General features: G+C 21.0%; 15 protein-coding genes. 7 read left to right on the top strand and 8 right to left on the bottom strand.

Translation table 11 applies throughout. The features are described 5' to 3' along the window. Nucleotides 1-136: 136 nt before the first annotated feature. Both gltP and AB4W75_RS01330 read left to right on the top strand, forming a co-directional pair. Nucleotides 137-1447, top strand: a complete 1311-nt coding sequence (gltP, locus tag AB4W75_RS01335; protein WP_367679186.1) for a glutamate/aspartate:proton symporter GltP — start codon at nt 137-139, stop codon at nt 1445-1447. 156 nt (nt 1448-1603) lie between these two features. Beyond that, entirely contained in the window at nt 1604-2617 is a 1014-nt protein-coding gene (locus AB4W75_RS01330; protein WP_367679185.1) for a beta-propeller fold lactonase family protein, read from the top strand. Nucleotides 2618-2694: 77 nt separating this feature from the next. Here AB4W75_RS01330 and bioA read toward each other — a convergent pair whose 3' ends face one another. After that, nucleotides 2695-3993, bottom strand: coding sequence for an adenosylmethionine--8-amino-7-oxononanoate transaminase (gene bioA / locus AB4W75_RS01325; RefSeq protein ID WP_367679658.1), 1299 nt, complete (start codon nt 3991-3993; stop codon nt 2695-2697). A gap of 86 nt (nt 3994-4079) precedes the next feature. Between bioA and bioB the strand changes: the two genes are divergently transcribed. The 4 genes from bioB to bioD are packed head-to-tail and all read left to right on the top strand — an operon-like array spanning nt 4080 to nt 7678. Next, a complete protein-coding gene (gene bioB, locus AB4W75_RS01320) occupies nt 4080-5111 on the top strand; it encodes a biotin synthase BioB (protein WP_367679657.1) in 1032 nt (343 codons plus the stop codon). Then, complete coding sequence (locus tag AB4W75_RS01315; RefSeq protein WP_367679656.1) at nt 5111-6271, top strand: aminotransferase class I/II-fold pyridoxal phosphate-dependent enzyme; 1161 nt, start codon at nt 5111-5113, stop codon at nt 6269-6271. Before bioB ends, AB4W75_RS01315 begins: the two co-directional genes overlap by 1 nt. After that, complete coding sequence (bioC, locus tag AB4W75_RS01310; RefSeq protein WP_367679655.1) at nt 6252-7007, top strand: malonyl-ACP O-methyltransferase BioC; 756 nt, start codon at nt 6252-6254, stop codon at nt 7005-7007. Before AB4W75_RS01315 ends, bioC begins: the two co-directional genes overlap by 20 nt. Further along, a complete protein-coding gene (gene bioD, locus AB4W75_RS01305; protein ID WP_367679654.1) occupies nt 7004-7678 on the top strand; it encodes a dethiobiotin synthase in 675 nt (224 codons plus the stop codon). The genes bioC and bioD overlap by 4 nt, the downstream gene beginning before the upstream one ends. A 167-nt stretch (nt 7679-7845) precedes the next feature. Here bioD and glyA read toward each other — a convergent pair whose 3' ends face one another. The 3 genes from glyA to rlmN form a co-directional block, all read right to left on the bottom strand. Further along, nucleotides 7846-9099: a serine hydroxymethyltransferase gene (gene glyA / locus AB4W75_RS01300; RefSeq protein ID WP_367679672.1), complete on the bottom strand. Its 1254-nt coding sequence runs from the start codon at nt 9097-9099 to the stop codon at nt 7846-7848. A gap of 204 nt (nt 9100-9303) precedes the next feature. Beyond that, nucleotides 9304-10578, bottom strand: a complete 1275-nt coding sequence (gene hisS, locus AB4W75_RS01295; RefSeq protein WP_367679653.1) for a histidine--tRNA ligase — start codon at nt 10576-10578, stop codon at nt 9304-9306. 767 nt (nt 10579-11345) lie between these two features. Further along, nucleotides 11346-12431, bottom strand: coding sequence for a 23S rRNA (adenine(2503)-C(2))-methyltransferase RlmN (gene rlmN / locus AB4W75_RS01290; RefSeq protein WP_367679652.1), 1086 nt, complete (start codon nt 12429-12431; stop codon nt 11346-11348). Nucleotides 12432-12981: 550 nt separating this feature from the next. Here rlmN and AB4W75_RS01285 point away from each other — a divergent pair. Further along, on the top strand, nt 12982-13767 hold the full coding sequence (locus AB4W75_RS01285; protein ID WP_367679651.1) for an inositol monophosphatase family protein: 786 nt from the start codon (nt 12982-12984) through the stop codon (nt 13765-13767). A gap of 126 nt (nt 13768-13893) precedes the next feature. On the opposite strand, the gene cysB is transcribed toward AB4W75_RS01285, so the two are convergent. The 4 genes from cysB to AB4W75_RS01265 form a co-directional block, all read right to left on the bottom strand. Continuing rightward, nucleotides 13894-14868: an HTH-type transcriptional regulator CysB gene (gene cysB, locus AB4W75_RS01280; protein ID WP_367679650.1), complete on the bottom strand. Its 975-nt coding sequence runs from the start codon at nt 14866-14868 to the stop codon at nt 13894-13896. A gap of 1962 nt (nt 14869-16830) precedes the next feature. Next, nucleotides 16831-17853 (bottom strand): protease SohB, encoded by a 1023-nt coding sequence (gene sohB / locus AB4W75_RS01275; protein WP_367679671.1) that lies wholly within the window; start codon nt 17851-17853, stop codon nt 16831-16833. 271 nt (nt 17854-18124) lie between these two features. Continuing rightward, a complete protein-coding gene (locus AB4W75_RS01270) occupies nt 18125-18877 on the bottom strand; it encodes a pseudouridine synthase (protein ID WP_367679649.1) in 753 nt (250 codons plus the stop codon). A gap of 155 nt (nt 18878-19032) precedes the next feature. Next, a complete protein-coding gene (locus AB4W75_RS01265) occupies nt 19033-19944 on the bottom strand; it encodes a DMT family transporter (RefSeq protein ID WP_367679648.1) in 912 nt (303 codons plus the stop codon). Nucleotides 19945-20307 lie beyond the last annotated feature (363 nt).

The raw sequence follows: 20307 nt of genomic DNA, 5'->3' as shown, positions 1-20307 counted from the left end.
ATAAAATCAATAATAATACAAAAATAAACTTATAAATATATTAATATTAACTTTTTTATTATTACTTATTAAGATAATGTTTATTAAATATAATAATATGTAATATATAATATAATACTATTAAGGAATAAATTTTATGAAATTATTTAAAATTGGTCTTGCTTGGCAAATTTTTATTGCATTATTATTAGGAATTATTGTAGGTTCCTTTCTTCATAATCAACAAAAAGAACAAGAATGGTTTATTAATAATTTTTTAATTCCAGCAGGAGATATATTTACCAGTTTAATAAAAATGATAGTGGTTCCAATTATTATTTCAACTTTAATTGTAGGAATTGCTTCAATTGGTGATACAAAAAAATTAGGAAGAATTGGAATTAAAACTATTATTTATTTTGAAATCATGACAACATTAGCTATTATTGTGGGAATTTCTTTAGCTAATATATTTAAGCCAGGTTATGGAATAAATATGGCACTATTAACTACTATAGATATCTCTAAATATAAATTAATCACATTACAACATACTACACATTCACATAGCTTGATGCATATTATATTATCATTAATTCCACAAAATATTTTTTTATCTATATCTAAGAATGAAATGTTATCTATTATATTTTTTTCAGTTTTATTTGGATTAGGTTTGTCATCATTATCAATCAAAAAAAAAGAACCTTTGATAAATGTGTTCAAATCCATTTCTGAAACTATGTTTTCTGTTACTAATATGATTATGAAATATGCACCTATAGGTGTATTTTCGTTTATATCATTAACTATAATTAACTTTGGATTTACATCATTGTTACCTTTAGCAAAATTAGTAATATTAGTATATTTTTCGATTCTATTATTTACATTATGTATATTAGGATCAGTAGCTCGTTTGTGTAAATTACGAATAACTACTTTAATCTTAATTTTAAAAGAAGAATTAATGCTTGCATACACCACTTCTAGCTCTGAAACAGTATTACCTAAAATTATGGAAAAAATGCAAAATTATGGAGCACCAAAATCAATTACTAGTTTTGTAATACCAGCAGGGTACTCTTTTAATTTAGATGGTTCAACATTATATCAAAGTATAGCAGCTATTTTTATAACACAATTGTATAATATTGAACTTTCATTATTAAATGAAATTATTTTAGTTGTAACTTTAATGATCACTTCTAAAGGAGTAGCAGGTGTTCCTGGAATATCCTTTGTTGTATTATTAGCTACTTTAGGTAGTATAGGTATTCCATTAGAAGGATTAGCGTTTATAGCAGGTGTTGATCGAATAATGGATATGGCAAGAACAGCTTTAAATGTTATAGGAAATTCTTTAGCTGTATTAGTAATATCAAAATGGGAAAATCAATTTGATATTCAAAAATCAAAAAATTATGAAAATTTAATTAAAAAAAAAATAAATTATACTAAATTATAATATATTCAATTAACAATAATTATTATGTATATTAATAATGGAAATACATCAATTATCATTTGGGTATAAAAATTATACCCAAATATTTAAAATTTATAAAATATTAAATATTTTATATCAAATATAAATTAAGTGCATATTATTAATAGGGAAAATATGTATCAGAATATCTATATTGCTTCTCCAGAAAGTAATCAAATTGAAGTCTGGAATTTAAATAATAACGGAATTGCAAATTTAATACAAATTGTTAAAATTCATGGTAAAATACAACCTTTATGTATTCTAAAAGAAAAAAATATACTTTATGCAGGATTACGTTCAAATAATTGTATTATTACTTATAAAATTTCTAAAACAGGTATATTAAAAACTATATGTAATTTTTCAATACCATATTCCATAAATTATATTTCTATTGATATCAATCGACAAAAAATGATTTGTAGTTCATATCATTCAGGATCAATAATAATTATCTCTTTAAATGCATTAGGATATCCAATAAAAATTGATCAACAAATTAATTATTTAGCTGGATGTCATTGTTCTATTATGGACCTTGATCAAAAAATATTATTTACATCCGCATTAAAACAAAATAAAATTCATCTATTTATATTTTATGATAAAACAATCGTATCTAATCCAAATCAAAAATATGTACATACTGAATATAATTCAGGTCCTAGACATATTATATTTCATCCAAATAATATTAATTTATATAGTATCAATGAACTAAATGGTACTATTAATACATGGATTATTAATTATAATAGTAATACAATAAAAAATTTACAAAATATTAATTTAATGCCTATTAGCTTTAAAGGAACCCCGTGGGCATCAGAAATTCGTATATTACCAAATGGTCAATATTTGTATGCTTCTGATAGAACTACAAGCATTATCTCTATTTTTAAAATAAATATAAAAAATGGTATTCTTTCTCGCATTGCACAAATACAAACAGAACTACAACCACGGTCATTTGACATTGATGAATTTGGAAAATATTTAGTTATAGCTGGACAAAAATCGAATTTTATAAGTATCTATCAAATCAATCAAGTAACAGGTTTATTAAAATTTATTGCACGTTATCCAGTAGGAAATGGACCTCTATGGGTATTAATTAATAATAATACTAAAATTAATGCAACATAGTATATTACTCTTTTATAAGATTTATATCTTGAATAAAAGTTTATATTTTAAATAAAATATATTTTTTAAGTAAAACGTTACTTTGAATTAGAAATAAAAAAAATTGGATTTTCTAATGATTTAGCAATAATTTCTATTAATTGTTGTAAAGATTCTATATCAATGATATAAGGTGGAGTAAGATAAATTAAATTCTTAAATGGTCGAATCCATACTCCATTTTTCACAAAAAACTTTTGTATTTTAGATATATTTATTACATCGTAACATTCTACTACACCAATTGCTCCTAAAACACGAATATCTTTTACTCGTGAATGATTGGATAATTTAATTAAATTAATATACAATTGATTTTCGATATCTTTAACTTGTGTTTTCCATATATTTTCTTCTAATATAGAAATGCTTGCTTCAGCAACAGAACATGCTAAAGGATTACCCATAAAAGTTGGTCCATGCATAAAAGTACCTATTTTTCCATTACTAATTGTATCTGATATTAATTTAGTAGTTAATACAGCAGATAAAGTCATAGTGCCTCCTGTTAATGATTTTCCTAGACATAAAATATCTGCAACAACATTGGCATGTTCACTAGCAAAAAGTTTTCCAGTACGTCCAAACCCTGTAGCTATTTCATCAATGATTAATGGTATTTCATAAGAATTACATAATTTTCTAACAGATCGTAAATAATTAGGATGATAAAAATGCATACCTCCAACTCCTTGTACAATAGGTTCTAAAATTACTGCTACTATTTTTTCTGAAAATTGATCTATTAATTGATTAAATGAAAAAATATCATCATGATTCCAAATGTCATTGAATTTACAAATAGGAGCTGTTGCAAATAAATTTTTTTTTATAAAACTATCATATGTATGATGAAATGCATTATTCGGATCGCTGACGGATATAGCTAAAAATGTATCTCCATGATATCCATTTTTTATTGTTAAAAAATATTTTTTCTTTTTCCCTAAAGCTTGCCAATATTGTATAGCCATTTTCATAGCAACTTCTATTGCTACAGAACCAGAATCAGCTAAAAAAACAGAATTTAATTCAATAGGTGTAATTTTTAATAATTTTTTACATAATTTAATAGCTGGTGTATGAGTAATACCTCCAAACATTACATGTGTCATTTTTCTTATTTGTTTGTTTAATGCTAAATTTAATCTAGGATTATTATATCCATGTATAACAGACCACCATGAGGACATACCATCAATTAACTTTTTTCCATTTTTCATTTTTAAATAAAAACCTTTTGCAGAATCAATATAATAACAGGGTAAAGGATTAGTTAATGATGTATAAGGATGCCAAATATGGTTTATGTCAAAATATTTATTGAATTTATTCATAAATAATATGTATTACCTAATTAAAATAAATTTACTATTATTACTTTTATAATAAAATAAAAAATAAAAAAATTGGAGTGATATTAATGAAAAAAAATTGGAACTATGATGAAGCTATGAATTTAATACAAACACCTTTTTTTGAATTAATGTTTAAAGCTCAAACAATTCATCGTCAAAATTTTGACCCACAATCTATACAAATTAGTACATTATTATCTATAAAAACTGGATCCTGTCCTGAAGACTGTAAGTATTGCCCTCAAAGTGCTCGATATAAAACTGGAATTACCATTGAGCCCTTATTAAAAATTGAAAAAATATTAAATTCTGCTAAACAAGCAAAGTTATCAGGATCTTCTAGATTTTGTATGGGAGCTGCATGGAAAAATCCTAAAGATAAAGATATGCCATATTTAAAAAAAATTATACAAGAAGTAAAAAAATTAGGTATGGAAACTTGTATGACATTAGGTATGCTAACAAAACAACAAGCAAATATTTTATCTGAAGCTGGTTTAGATTTTTATAATCATAATTTAGATACATCTGCTGAATTTTATAAAAATATTGTTACAACAAGAACATATCAAGATAGAATCGACACTTTAAATATTGTTCGAAAAAGTGGTATGAAGATTTGTTCGGGAGGTATCATTGGTTTAGGAGAAACAGTTCAAGATCGAATGAAGTTATTAACACAATTAGCTAACTTAGAAAAACCTCCAGAAAGTATTCCAATAAATATGTTAATGAAAATTAAAGGTACTCCTTTAAATAATATTAATGAAGTTGATCCATTTGAATTTATCAAAATTATTGCTGTAACTAGAATTATGATGCCATATTCATACATTAGATTATCTGCAGGAAGAGAAAAAATGAATCAACAAACTCAAGCATTATGTTTTATGGCAGGAGCTAATTCTATTTTTTATGGTTGTAAATTACTTACAGCTTCTAATCCAAAAGAAACACAAGATCTAAAATTATTTGAAAAACTGAATTTATATCCAGAATCGAAAAAAAATATGAAAGAAAATACAGATACACAGTCTATTATATCACATCATATTGATAGTCTTAATAATAAATATTATTATAATGCGGCACAATAATGACCTGGGAAAATAAAATTAATCAAAAATTAAAAACTAATAAAAATAATATACTAGTTAGAAATATTAATGTAACTACATATTATAGTCCATGTTATATTCAGGTATTAGGTAAAAATTATTGCAATTTTTCTAGCAATGATTATTTAAATTTAAGTCATGATTCTAGAATTATTAATGCTTGGAAAAAAGGTGCAGAAATTTATGGAGTAGGTTCAGGAGGTTCTAGCTATATGTCTGGCTATACTACTGCACATGAGCAATTAGAAACTAGATTAGCCGATTGGTTGGGTTATACAAAATCTATTCTATTTATTTCTGGTTTTTCTGCTAACCAAGCAGTCATTTCTACTTTATTAAATAAAGAAGATATCATCTTTGCAGATAAAAAATCACATGCTTCTATTATTGAAACATGTGTACAAAATTCTGCTGCATTATATAGATTTAAACATAATAGTATAGAAGATTTAAATCAATTAAATATTAATTTAAATACAAAAAATAAATTAAAATTAATTATTACTGAAGGAGTATTTAGTATGGATGGAGACATGGCTCCATTAAAATTATTAAATAAATTTTCAGAGAAACCAACAAGAATGTTATTAGTTGATGATGCTCATGGTATAGGAGTAATAGGAAAAAATGGAAAGGGATCTTGTGATTATCAGAATATTAAACCACATATATTAATGATTACATTTGGAAAAGCTTTTGGAATTAGTGGAGCAGCTGTATTATGTAATAATACTATTTATAAGTATTTAAGACAATTTTCAAAACACTTAATATGTTCTACTGCTATGCCACCAGCTCAAGCATACACATTATTAAAATCATTAGATATCATTCAAACTGATAAATCAATACGAGACAAATTAAATGAAAATATTAATTATTTTTGTAGTCAAGCAAAACATTTATCTTTTCAATTACTTTCTTCAAGAACAGCTATTCAGCCAATAATTATTGGTAATAACGAGCAAACTATTTTATTATCAAATAAATTAAAGAAAGATGGGATATGGACTAACGCAATAAGATCTCCAACTGTTCCTATTGGTACAGAAAGATTAAGAATTACTATTAATGCCATGCATAGTAAAAAAGATATTAATAAATTATTAGAAAAATTACATGAATATAATAATAAATAAAAAAAAAATATCCAACTCTTTTAATAGAGCTGTTCAATACTATGATAAATATGCAAAATTGCAAAAAATAGTTGGTAATATTTTAATGTCAAAAATAGATTTTCAAAAAAATATGTTTATTCTAGATGCTGGATCTGGAACTGGATGGTTTAGTAAAAAATTAAAACAAAAAAGTAATAAAGTTATCGCTTTAGATTTATCTCAACAAATGTTAATGTATGCTAGATCAAAGAATACAGCTAATTACTATTTAGAAGGAGATATTGAAAATTTACCATTTAAAAATAATATTTTTGACTTAACATGGAGTAATTTATCTTTACAATGGTGTGAAAATTTTTCAAGATCAGTTCAAGAACTATGTAGAGTAACACAACCAGGTGGAACAGTAATATTTTCAACGTTGATTAAAGGATCATTATCAGAATTATCTAAAGCTTGGAAAAAAATTGATAATTATATTCATGTTAATCAGTTTATTACTGTCCAGAAAATTCTTCATTCTTGTTGTAATAAAATTCTAGTATTAGAAATTAAAACAATTAAATTTTCTTTCACAACAATATTAGAAGCATTACTATCAGTTAAAAGAATAGGTGCAACTTATGTAAATATAAAAAAAAATAAAAGTGTTTTAAATAAATCTATTATGAAACAATTACAATATTCTTGGCCATCAAAAAAAAATAAATTTTTATTAAGCTATAAATTAGCAATTGGAATTATTTATATATGATTAAAAAATGGTTTATAACCGGAACAGATACTAATGTTGGAAAAACTATATCAAGTATGTTTTTACTTAAACAAGCTAAAAAAAATGGATATATTGTTTCTGCTTGTAAACCTATATCCTGTGGTTCTCAAAATAAAAATGGTAAATTAGAAAATTTTGATTTAATAACTTTAAAAAAATATAGCTCTATTCCATTATCTACTTCTGATATGAATTCATATTTATTTCATGATTATTCATCTCCTCATATACTTAGCATGCAGCAAAATAATAATATTCAATTAAGTACATTATCTCAATTAATTGAAAACTTAAGTAAAAAATCCAACTGGATTTTAGTTGAAGGAGCTGGAGGGTGGCATACTCCATTATCAACAAAAATACTTTATTCTGATTGGGTGAAAAAAGAAAATTTTTCTATTATTTTAATAGTAGGGATGAAATTAGGATGTATAAATCATGCAATTTTAACTCGTAATGCTATTCTTAATTCTGGATTATTATTATCAGGATGGATTGCTAACTGTATTACTCCAGAGAATAAATATTCTAAATTATATTTAAGCTCTTTAAAAGAATATTTAAACGTTCCATTTTTAGGAAAAATACCAAATTTTAATAATAAAGAAGAAATTTTTAACTCTAATATTAATCTAAAGATACCTCAATAATTATCAATAAAAATATATAAAAAAATTAATAAATTTTAAAAATATTATTGTTAATAAATAAATTTATTAACAATAATATTAATTATTAAAATTTATTAATAAAATGCTCTATATTTAATATATATTATACAAATAATATTTAATTATTTTCTATAATTTATAAACTTTTATATATATACCGGAAATTTTTTACATATTGTTAAAACTTCTTGTTTAATTTGTTTAATTTGATTTGTATCTTTACTATTATTAAGAATACTTATTATCCAATTAGATAACTTTTCTATTTCTTTTCTTTTAAAACCACGTCTAGTAATAGATGGTGTTCCAATTCTAATTCCAGATGTTATAAAAGGACTATTTTGATCATTAGGAACTGCGTTTTTATTTACAGTAATATTTGCTAAATGTAATGTATCACTAGCTTGTTTTCCAGTTAAATTTTTATTAGTTAAATTAATTAAAAATAAATGATTATATGTTCCACCGGAAATAACATGATAACCATGAGAAATAAAAATTTTTGCCATGTGTTGTGCATTAAATAATATCTGTTTTTGATATGCTTTAAAAGAATCTTCCATAGCTTCTTTAAATGATATTGCTTTAGCAGCTATTACATGCATTAATGGTCCTCCTTGACTTCCAGGAAAAACGGAAGAATCAATTTTTTTATATAAATTTTTATCTTTTTCTTGTGAGAGTATTAAACCACCTCTCGGACCAGATAATGTTTTATGAGTAGTTGTAGTTACAACATGAGCATATGGCAAAGGACTAGGATATAACCCAACAGCTACTAATCCAGCAATATGAGCCATATCAACTAATAAGTATGCTTTAATATTATCTGCAATGTCTCGCATTTTTTTCCAATCACAAATACCAGAATATGAAGAAAATCCTCCAACAATAATTTTAGGTTTGTATTTTTCTGCTAAATCATTTAAATTTTGATAATTAATTTCTTCATTTACATCTAAATCATAAAAAATGGATGAATATATTTTTCCAGAAAAATTAACTGGAGAACCATGAGTTAAATGTCCTCCATGTGATAAATTCATTCCTAAAATAGTATCTCCTGGATTTAATAATGCTTGATATACTGCAAAATTAGCTTGTGAACCAGAATGAGGTTGCACATTAGCATAATCAGCATTAAATAGTATTTTAGCTCGATCAATAGCTAATTGTTCTATAATATCAACATATTCACATCCACTATAATATCTTCGATTAGGATATCCTTCTGCATATTTATTAGTTAATTGTGATCCCTGAGCTTCCATAACTCTTCTACTGGCGTAATTTTCAGAAGCAATTAATTCAATGTGATTTTCTTGCCTCCTGTTTTCTGCTTTTATTGCATTCCACAATTGTGTATCATATTCAGAAATATGAATTTTTTCATTAAAAATCATATAATTTCCTTAATACGTAAGGATAAATGTAATATTAATTAATAATTTTTATATTTTTATACGAATAATAAAAATATAAAAATAATGTTATTTTTAATTACATACTGTTGAATTCATATAAATAATTTGAAAATTAAAAAAAATAATTTTTCATATAATAAGTAAATAATTATATTTTCATATATAATTATTTTATTTAAATTATGATATATTAAAAATATGGTGAATATTTTTTATAACTTCTTCTTTAGAGAAATAATTTGTATTTTTTTCTTTAACATTAATCATAGAAATTATAGATGTTTTTTTTTGATTAGGACAATAAAATAAAATAATTTTAACAGATGATTTATAAGCTTTATCTAATTGTTTTTTTATAGATCCTCCTGAATAATTTATCATTATTTTTAATTTTGGAAATATGTTTCTTATTTCTTCAGATAGTTGAATTGATTTAAGTATATGATTAGAAAATAAAATATTAATATCTACTGAAGAAGATTGTTGTATATTATGATATATATTTTTAAACAACAAAATTAATCGTTCCATACCAACAGCTAATCCTACTGCTGGAATTAAATTTCCTCCTATATATTGTACTAACAAATCATATCGTCCTCCAGCACAAACAGTATTTTCGGATCCTAATTTAGTAGTAGTCCATTCAAAAACTGTATCATTGTAATAATCTAAACCTCGTACTAAAAAATGATTTATATAATATTCTATCTTCATTTTATTTAATAATTGACATAAATTGTCAAAATATATAGATGATTTTTCATCTAGATAATTATATAATTTAGGAGCTTTTTGTAATAAGTGTTGAATATTTTGATTTTTGTCATCTAAAATTCGAAATGGATTAGAAATAATTTTGTTTCTAGAATTTATATCTAACAAGGACTTATGTTTATCTAAAAATTGTATTAATTCTTTTTTATATACTAAACGAGATTGCAATGATCCTATAGAATTAATTTCTAATTTTAAATATGGTAAAATTCCTAATTTTTTCCACCATCTGATTGCAATCATAATTAACTCAACATCACTTTCAGGTCCATCTAAACCAAACGTTTCTACACCTAACTGATAAAATTGACGATATCTACCATTCTGAGGTCTCTCATATCTGAACATAGGACCTATATACCATAATCGTTGTATTTTATGATATAATAAACTATGTTCTATGCAAGCTCTTACACAACCAACGGTACCTTCTGGACGTAATGTTATACTTCTACCTCCATGATCCAAAAAAGAATACATTTCTTTTTCAATAATATCAGTGTTATCCCCTATGGTTTTCTTAAATAATTCCGTTTTTTCTAAAATAGGCATACGTATTTCAGAATAACAATAATTATTCAATATTTTTTGTAATATTGTTTGTATCTTATTAAATAAAAAAAGATCATTTGGAAGAAAATCATGCATACCTCTAATAGATTGAAATATTTGATTCACTATTTTACCTCTACTATTTATAATAAGTATAATATATTCAATTTTATAATTATTATTTTTTTTCGTATATCATTTATTTTTCAATTACTTAAAATAATTAAATTATTATTCAATGTTATAAAGATAAAATTATCTCTATAGATAATCTTTACAGTTATATTTTTGTAATATTTAAATAACATTAATTATATTAATCATAATATGTATGAAAAAATAAATATATATAATTAAATATAATATATTATTAATTTATTTTTATAATTTAAAATTTATTAGTAAATATCATTTATAACATTAATTAATATAGAAATATTAATAAAAATATACGTTTTAATTTTATTAAATTTTGCAATTAATTAAATTCATTATATATTATTATAAATAATTTATATAAATTAAAAATATTAAAAAACAATAAATAAATTGCATTATTTATTATCTATTATTAATTAATTAATTATTGATATGATATAATATCTTTATATTGTAATAAAATTTTTTTTTATATATTTTTTGTATTAATAATTCTATAATTATAAATATAATTTACATTACATTTTATGTATAAATAGATATTTTATTCAAAATATATTTTTAATAAATATTAAGTTAATCAATAACAATTTATTATATTATTTTCATATTAATAAAATTATATTTTTATGTATTAAAATTAAAATAATAAATTTAATTATTATAATAGTAGTATTATTAATAAAATAATTCATTAAATTGTTTTAAAATTTATTATGTATATTATTTACGATTCAAATAGTATTATTTCCCATTAATTGACCACAAGCTCCTAATATATCTGCACCTCTACTTTTTCTAATAGTACTAATTAATCCATGTTTTCTTAAACATTTCGAAAATATTTCAATTTTAGATAAATTACTACAAGTATATTGAGATCCAACAAAACAATTCCAAGGAATCAAATTAACTTTATTAGGAATATTATGTAATAATTTCACTAATTCCTTTGCATGATTTAATTCATCATTAACATCGTTTAACATGACATATTCTATTGTTACTCGACCTTTATTTGCAGTAGATTTCTTTAAGTAACGTTTTACTGATTCTAATAATGCTGTAATGTTATATTTTTTATTAATAGGCATAAGTAAATTTCTTAATGCATCATTAGAAGCGTGTAAAGAAATAGCCAAAGAAACGTCAATAAAATTGGATAATTTATCTATAGCTGGAACTATACCAGATGTAGAAACAGTAATTCTATTTTTAGATAAATTAAAAGCAAATGGATGTAACATAATTTCTAATGCAATAATAACATTTTTAAAATTTAATAATGGTTCTCCCATTCCCATAAAAACTACATTTGTAATTTTTGGATACATAATTTTATTTTCAATATGAATTAATTTGGATACATACCATAATTGTCCAATAATATCAGAAACCTGTAAATTACCTTTAAAACCTATTTTTCCAGTTGCACAAAAATGACATTTTAATGCACAACCAATTTGTGAAGAAATACATAAAGTAGCTCTGTTTCTATTTGGAATATAAACCGTTTCAATTAATTTTGAATTTATTTCCACCAGCCATTTTATAGTACCATCTGAAGAACGTTGAGATTTATAAAATTTTGGAATAGAAATAAATGATGTTTCATTTAATTTTCGTTGTAATGCTTTATTTAAATTACTCATTTTATTAAAATCTGTACAAAAATGGTGGTATATCCATTTCATAATCTGTTCTGCTCGAAATGGTTTTTCTCCATAGTATACTACTAATTTTTGTAATTGATCATAATTTAAATTTAATAAATTAGTTTTATTAAAAGATATGATTGAATGAGATGATTGTATAAACATATTAATTTTATATCTTAGTTGTATTTCATATAATTAATACAGTAAAATAAATATAAACATAATTTACATGTCAAGTACATACTTTAAATAAATAAATTGATTGAAGATATTAAAAAATTTTAATAAATATTCAATATATTTATAAAATAGATGTAATCTTATATTTTTCATTTAATAAACAATATAAAAAAGTAAAAAAAAAATTAAATTTTAAATCAATATTAAATTAAAATTTATAATATTATTTAATTAAATAATATTTAATAATAAATAAAGCGCATTAGTTTTAAACCATATGTTATTATTATAACATAAATTTTTTATGTTGTTTTTAATAAAAAAATTATATTATATTGAATTTTTCAATAATTTATTATGATAACAAATAAAAATTAAAATTGTCATTTATAAATATTTATATACTATAAATATAAAATTAAAGTCAAAAATAATAATATTATTTTTTAAATAACATTTAATTATATAAAAATAATTGTTATGTTATAATTATAATTCATGCAATGATATAAAATAATTAAGGAAAAATATAATGCATCCTATATTAAATATTGCAATAAGAGCAATTAGAAAAGGAGGAGATTTTATTGCACAAAAATATGATGTACAAAAAAATTCTATATTTAATAAAAATAGTATAGATAATTTAGAAAATATTATTTATATATCACAAAAAAAAATGATAGAAATAATTTCAAAATCTTATCCTAATCATTCTATTGTGATAAATAAAATTAAATCTAAAGATATATTAAATAACATTATATGGATTATTAATCCATTAAATGGAAAAACTAACTTTAATAGAAATATACCACACTTTTGCATATCTATAGTAATAACAATAAAGAACAAAACAGAAATTTCTGTAATATACGATCCTATTAAAAATGAATTATTTTCTGCAATAAGAGGTAAAGGTGCTCAACTGAATGGTTACAGAATGAGATGTAATAACGTATGCAGCCTTATTCTTTCCACTTTATCTATACATATTTCTAATCAAGACGAATTTAATAACATTTTATACTTGAAAATTATAAAAACTTTACTGAATGAAAATATAAATTTCCGATTAAGTGGTTCTACCACTCTTGATTTAGCATATGTTGCTGCTGGTAGATTAGATTGTGTACTATATATGAATTTCAAACCTTGGAACGTATATGCAGGAGAATTACAACTAAAAGAATCTGGTGCATTAGTATGCAATCATAAAGTTACTCACGATCATCAAAAATCTAATTTTTTTTTAACAGGTAATGCTAAGTTTATAAGATTAATTTTAAAAAAAATCCAAGATGTTTTTCCATTATAAATTAAATATAATATGTTATATACATAGCACTTTTCTTCAAATATAAATTTACATACAATATAATAAAATAATTGTAAACATGTTATTAATCATATAATTTAAAACAATTAATAACTATTTTATAATTTACTTGATTGGTAATGATATTTTTTGAAACATTACATCAATTTCTTTATTCGAACGAAGTGATAAAGCATGATTAACTAAATCTCTAGTTAAATGACTTGCAAATTGTCTAATAAAATCATACATATAACTTCTTAAAAAAGTAGTTCTACGAAATCCAATTTTGGTAGTACTATTACTAAAAATATTATTAGTTGGTAATTGTACTAAATCTAAATCTAATTTTTTATCAATAGCCATACTAGCTATAATTCCAACACCTAATCCTAATCGAACATAAGTTTTAATTATATCTGCATCTGTAGCAGTAAATGCTATATGAGGAGTTACACCTGCATTGGAAAAAGCTTGATCTAATTCAGATTTACCAGTAAATCCAAATGTATATGTTACTAATGGATATTTGGATAATTCTTCAATGGTAATATTTTTCTTAGTAGCTAACTCATGTTTTGTAGGAACAATAATAGATCGATTCCAGTAATAACAAGGTAACATTAATAAATCTTCATATAAATGAAATGCTTCAGTTGCAATAGCAAAATTTACATTACCTCTAGAAATAGAATCAGCTATTTGTTTTGGAGAACCTTGATGAATATGCAAAGAAACTTGAGGATATTTTTTTATAAAATGAGTTATAATATGAGGTAATACATATCTTGCTTGCGTATAAGTAGTGGCTACATATAGTGAACCTTTATCTGGACATGTATGTTCAGCAGCAATAGATTTAATTGATTCAATTTTCGATAAAATATCTCTAGCAATACGAATAATTTCTTTTCCTGTAGATGTTACACTAGTTAAATGTTTTCCACTACGAATAAAAATTTGTACTCCTAATTCATCTTCTAACATTCTTACTTGTTTACTAATACCTGGTTGTGAAGTATACAATCCAGCAGCAGTAGAAGATACATTTAAATTATGATTGACTACTTCAACAATATAACGAAGTTGCTGTAATTTCATTTGATATTCCTTACTTATATTGCATAACAACGTTATTGATTTATTAGTATTAAAATTTAATATTTAAAGTTACTAACATTATAATAAAATTTTTTATTTTAAATAAATTATTTTTAAATAATTAAATAATAATTTTTCTATATTATTCATTCTGAAATAATAATTTTAAATTAATTTAATATTTTATATATTTTTATAAATGATACATGTTTAAAATTGATCAAATAAATTAAATATTAATGTAGTTCTATTTTTTTTTATTTAAAAATAACATGTTTAATAAAAATAATAAATTTAAATATATGAAGTACATTATAAAAATATTTTTATATAAATTTGAATTTATTGTATAATTAAATCTAATAAAATATTTTTTTTAAATAACATTTTTTTTTTAATTGTATATACAACTAAAATATTTCATATTTATCTATTAAAATTTAATAATAATTAATATTAATACAAAATAGTACATTAATAATGATTTATTTTTTATTTCATTCCACGTTATAAATATATTTATATATATTATTTTGATATAAATTATTAATATTTCTATTAATTACATCAATATATATATTTTTTTATAAAATATATATTATTAATCACTAATTCTATTATTTTATAAACTTTAATGTATATAAAAATTATAATATTTTCTATAATATATAAATTGAATTTTTAATAAATATATTTATAGAATTTTATGCTTGTATTTATAATATATATTTCACAGTGATTAATAATATTGTGAACAATTAAAAAAAAATATTTTTTATTAAATATTTTATAATAATACATAAATATTTATAAGAGATATTATATATCTCATACAATTATATATCAACAATGAAATGAAATTTATTAATCAATTGATTCATAGTTCCATCATAAAAATTTTAATAAAATTAAATAATTTTAATTTATATTTTGTAAAATCAAAAAAAAATTAAAAATAATTAAGATAAATTATACCTTTATATAAAAATATACATTTTATTAAATTAATACATGTGAAATATATTTTAATTTTATTAAACAATTAAATAAATTTATATGAGTAATGTATATATTATTATTGTATAATTATGTATTTTTTAATATCTATATTAATTATTAAAATCTTATAAAAGAAAATAATTTGTATAAAAATAGAATCATATAAATTAAAATTATTAATTTAATTGATGTAAAACATAATTAATTAAAAAAAAATAAAAATATTTTGTATTATTAAATAAAAATTTAAAAATTTAATACATATATTAATAATACAGCATAAAAATATTTAATCTTTTTTTAAATTGTATTTTACCTAACAATGTTTATACTTAAAAATAAAAATCTATTTAAAATAATTAATATAATAAATTATAAAATAAATAAAAAAAAAAAAAATAATTTTTATTAATTATACAAAAATAATTTTATAAAAACAAAAAAAAAATTTTATAATTTATTGATTATTTATATAATTTAATTATATTATATAATATAAATTAATTATATATTGATTTCCAATAAATATCTATTACAAATAATACGATGTATTAAATTAATAATTATCTATATTTCTTCTAGTTGATATATTTTTTATTTTTATCTCAATTCTAATATTTAAATATTATTCAAATATTTAAAATTAATTTTTTATGAGTAAGTATAATATAAATTAATTGTACATGTTTCGCATCATTGGTTTAATATATATATTTTATATATGAAATAATTTATGTTTATACAGTATATTGTTGCTAATATTTATTATGTTTACTAATTAACATTAATTTTTAAGATTTTTATCAAAATATAATCTTTTATACAAGAAAAGTACAAAAACTATATTTTTAATAACAATTTGATAAATATCATTACATATTTTTGTATCATGTAATACCAAGTGAAAAATAAATAAAGATAATAAATTACTTTGTTTTTTTATACATTTATAATATTAAATATTTATAAAAATAATTTATTATATATTTTAAAAATATAATTAATTATACCGTTAAAACAAAAATCAAAATATTTTTTATTTCTGCAATATTGAATTTTTATAATTTGAAACTTATTTTTTTTAGAAAAAATAACGTCATCACTTGTATTAATACTATCTATTAATTTTTTTTCTAATGCTATTGAACCAAACCAATGATCTCCATTTGCAACAGAATTAATATTTAAACTTGGTCTCATACTTTGTATAAAATTTTTAAATAAAATATGTGTTTGTTCTAAATCATCACATAATTTTTTTCTTCCTAATTCAGTATTTTCTCCAAACATGGTTATGTTTCTTTTATGAATTCCAGCTGTATGCAACTCAATATCTATATTATTTTTTTTTAATAATTTATTAAAATTAGGAAATTGTGATACTACACCAATTGATCCAATAATAGCAAATGGAGCAGCAACTATATGATTAGCTACACATGCCATCATATAGCCACCACTAGCAGCAATTTTATCTACTACAATAGTTAAATAAATATTTTCTTTTTTTAATCTTTCTAGTTGTGAAGCCGCTAATCCATAACCATGTACTACACCTCCAGAGCTTTCTAATCTTAATAATACTTCATCATTTTTTTGTGCTACAGAAATGATAGCAGAAATTTCTTTTCTTAAATTAGACACTTCCTTAGCTTGTATACTCCCTTTAAAATCTAATACATATAAAGTTGGCTTATTAATTTTAATATTATTTTTTACTTCCAATTTTTCTTTATTTATTTTATTTTTTATTCTTTGTTTCTCCTCTTTTTTCCATATTTTTTTTTCTAATAAACTCATTTTTGATAATAAAATATTATTTTTAATTTCATTAAAATTTGTTTCTAAAACAGTAATTTTAATCGATCCATCCTGATTTTTTTTTTGTTTAGTAAAATTATTAATCAAAAAAAATGTAGTTATGATTGAAATCATAACAGTAATAGATTTAGCTATAAATAAAATATAATTATAAAAAAAATTCACCATAATCACCATTATTATAAAATACATGTATATTTAAAATTAATTAATAACTATTATATAATAATTATTAATGTAAGCATTAAAAATGTTATTTGTTTTAAATTATTGAACTAATTGTAGTATAAATAAACATTTATATTTTAAATGCTATTAAAAATTAAAACATACATATATCACCTAATTTTATTCAATTAAATTAAATAAATGTATATATTTATACATATATATAAAAATTTCATAGCAAAGTATTTTTACATTTATTTTAATAACATTAATCATAATGTACACGTGCTAGTTTACAAAGATTACGTACTTCTATATTATTTAGTTCTTTCCAATTTTTATGTTTTAAAGATTTAGGCAAAATAATATTTCCATAACGAATACGTATTAACTTATTAACAATACAATGTATTGAACTCCAAATACGTCTGACTTCTCTATTTCTACCTTCAGATATTATTACTCGAAACCATTTATTTTTTCCTATACCACTAATATTTTGTACTAAATCAAATTTTGCCAAACCATCTTTTAACATTACTCCTTTAGTTAACAATTCTATATTTAAATTTTTTTTAGAATAATTAAATATACGAACTTGATATTCTCTTTCTAACTGAAATTTAGGATGCATTAAAGCATTTGCTAAATCTCCAGAATTAGTAAATAATAATAAACCACTCGTATTTATGTCCAGTCTTCCAACATTTATCCATTTTCCATTAATTAAAGACGGTAAATTATTGAATACTGTTATTCTAGATTTCGGGTCATGATGAGTACAAATTTCTCCAATAGGCTTATGATATAATAATACTCTTATTTTACTTTTTTTATAATTTTTAAAACAATATGATTTTTTATCTATTATTATATTTTTAATGTTTTTAAATTGTATTTTATCCGTAATAATAATTTTTTTCCCATTAATATATACTAAACCAGACTTAATTATTTGTTCTAATTTTCTTCTAGATCCAAATCCTGCATTAGATAAAATTTTTTGTATTCTTTCTTTCATGGAAAATAATCTGAAATTTTATATCATATATAATATATAATTATAATTATTAAAAATTAATTCATAGTCAAAAAATATTTAATTAAATTTATATTATATTGTTGCAATAAATTATTATATTTAATGTACATATAAATTCTATTAAATAATATTTATTATTTATCATTATTAAATCGTATTATTTTCAAGTAATCACAAGGTAATAATGTTATTAATATACCAAATATTAAAGGAAAAGACATAAATAGCATATAAATAGAAATTATATATCCAAAAATTTGATTTTCTAGAAAAAGAGAAATGAAAGGGAAAATAAGAAAAATCATAGATGCTTGTAATAAACTAACTTTAGTTTGAAGATAAAAATATGACAATATTCCAAATACTCCAGAAACAATTCCTAAATATAATATAGCCACAATAGATTTTATAGAAAAGTTTAATATATTTGGTTGTTCAAATATAATTGAAATAATTAATAATATAATTCCAGAAAACAATGATGGTAACGTATTTAAAGTAAATACTGATAAACTAGAAAATTCTTTTTTTGACTTAGCATAAACAATTGCATGACTTGTAACTGCTAACAACAATGCTATAGTCCCTTTCACTTGATTAATTGAATTTATATTAAGTTCTTTTACTAAAATTATTAATAATGAAGTTAATGATATTACTAATCCAATTATTTTTAATGTACAAATTGGTTCTTTCATAATCAATATTGAAAACATTAATATTAGTACAGGCATAGTTGCAAAAATCATTGAAGCTAATGATGAACTAACATAGGTACCCCCATACAACATTAAAGTAAATGGTAATAAAAAATAAAATAGAAAAATGATAAATTGAAACATTTTTTTTTTAGGGGGAAACAATAAAGGTTTCCTTGTACATATAGCTATTACCATTAATATTGGAGCTGTAATTAAAAATCTTGCTGCAGTAGCAAATAAAGGAGGAATAGTTAGCAATGCTAACTTCATAGCAATCCAAGTACTTCCCCAAGTTACGGATACAACTGTAAATAAAATAAAAATTAGTAATCTGTTAACCATCATATCTCCAATTATAATATAAAATACTTAAATAAATTTAATACTAAAATATAAATATTTTTAAAATAAATACATATATTTAATATAACTAATATTAAAAATAGTTATAATATATAACAATTAGTATTAAATATAGTTAGATTATTAAATAACCTATTAATTAACATATTAATTTTTTTTATAAATTTAATTGTTTATATATCTTGAAATAAATAATAATAAAAAAAAATTATTATAATTATAAATAAATATCATGAGTATATGAATACTTGTCATAATTAAATTATAAATTTTAAATATTTATTTTTTTTATAAAAAAAATTATATATAATATAAAATATAAAATATTAATTAAAATTAAAATAA

The organism is Buchnera aphidicola (Eriosoma lanigerum) (assembly GCF_964059125.1).
Classification (GTDB): domain Bacteria; phylum Pseudomonadota; class Gammaproteobacteria; order Enterobacterales; family Enterobacteriaceae; genus Buchnera_D; species Buchnera_D aphidicola_C.
The sequence above is the reverse complement of the archived record's forward strand: the minus strand, read 5'-3'. Positions and strand labels throughout refer to the sequence as shown.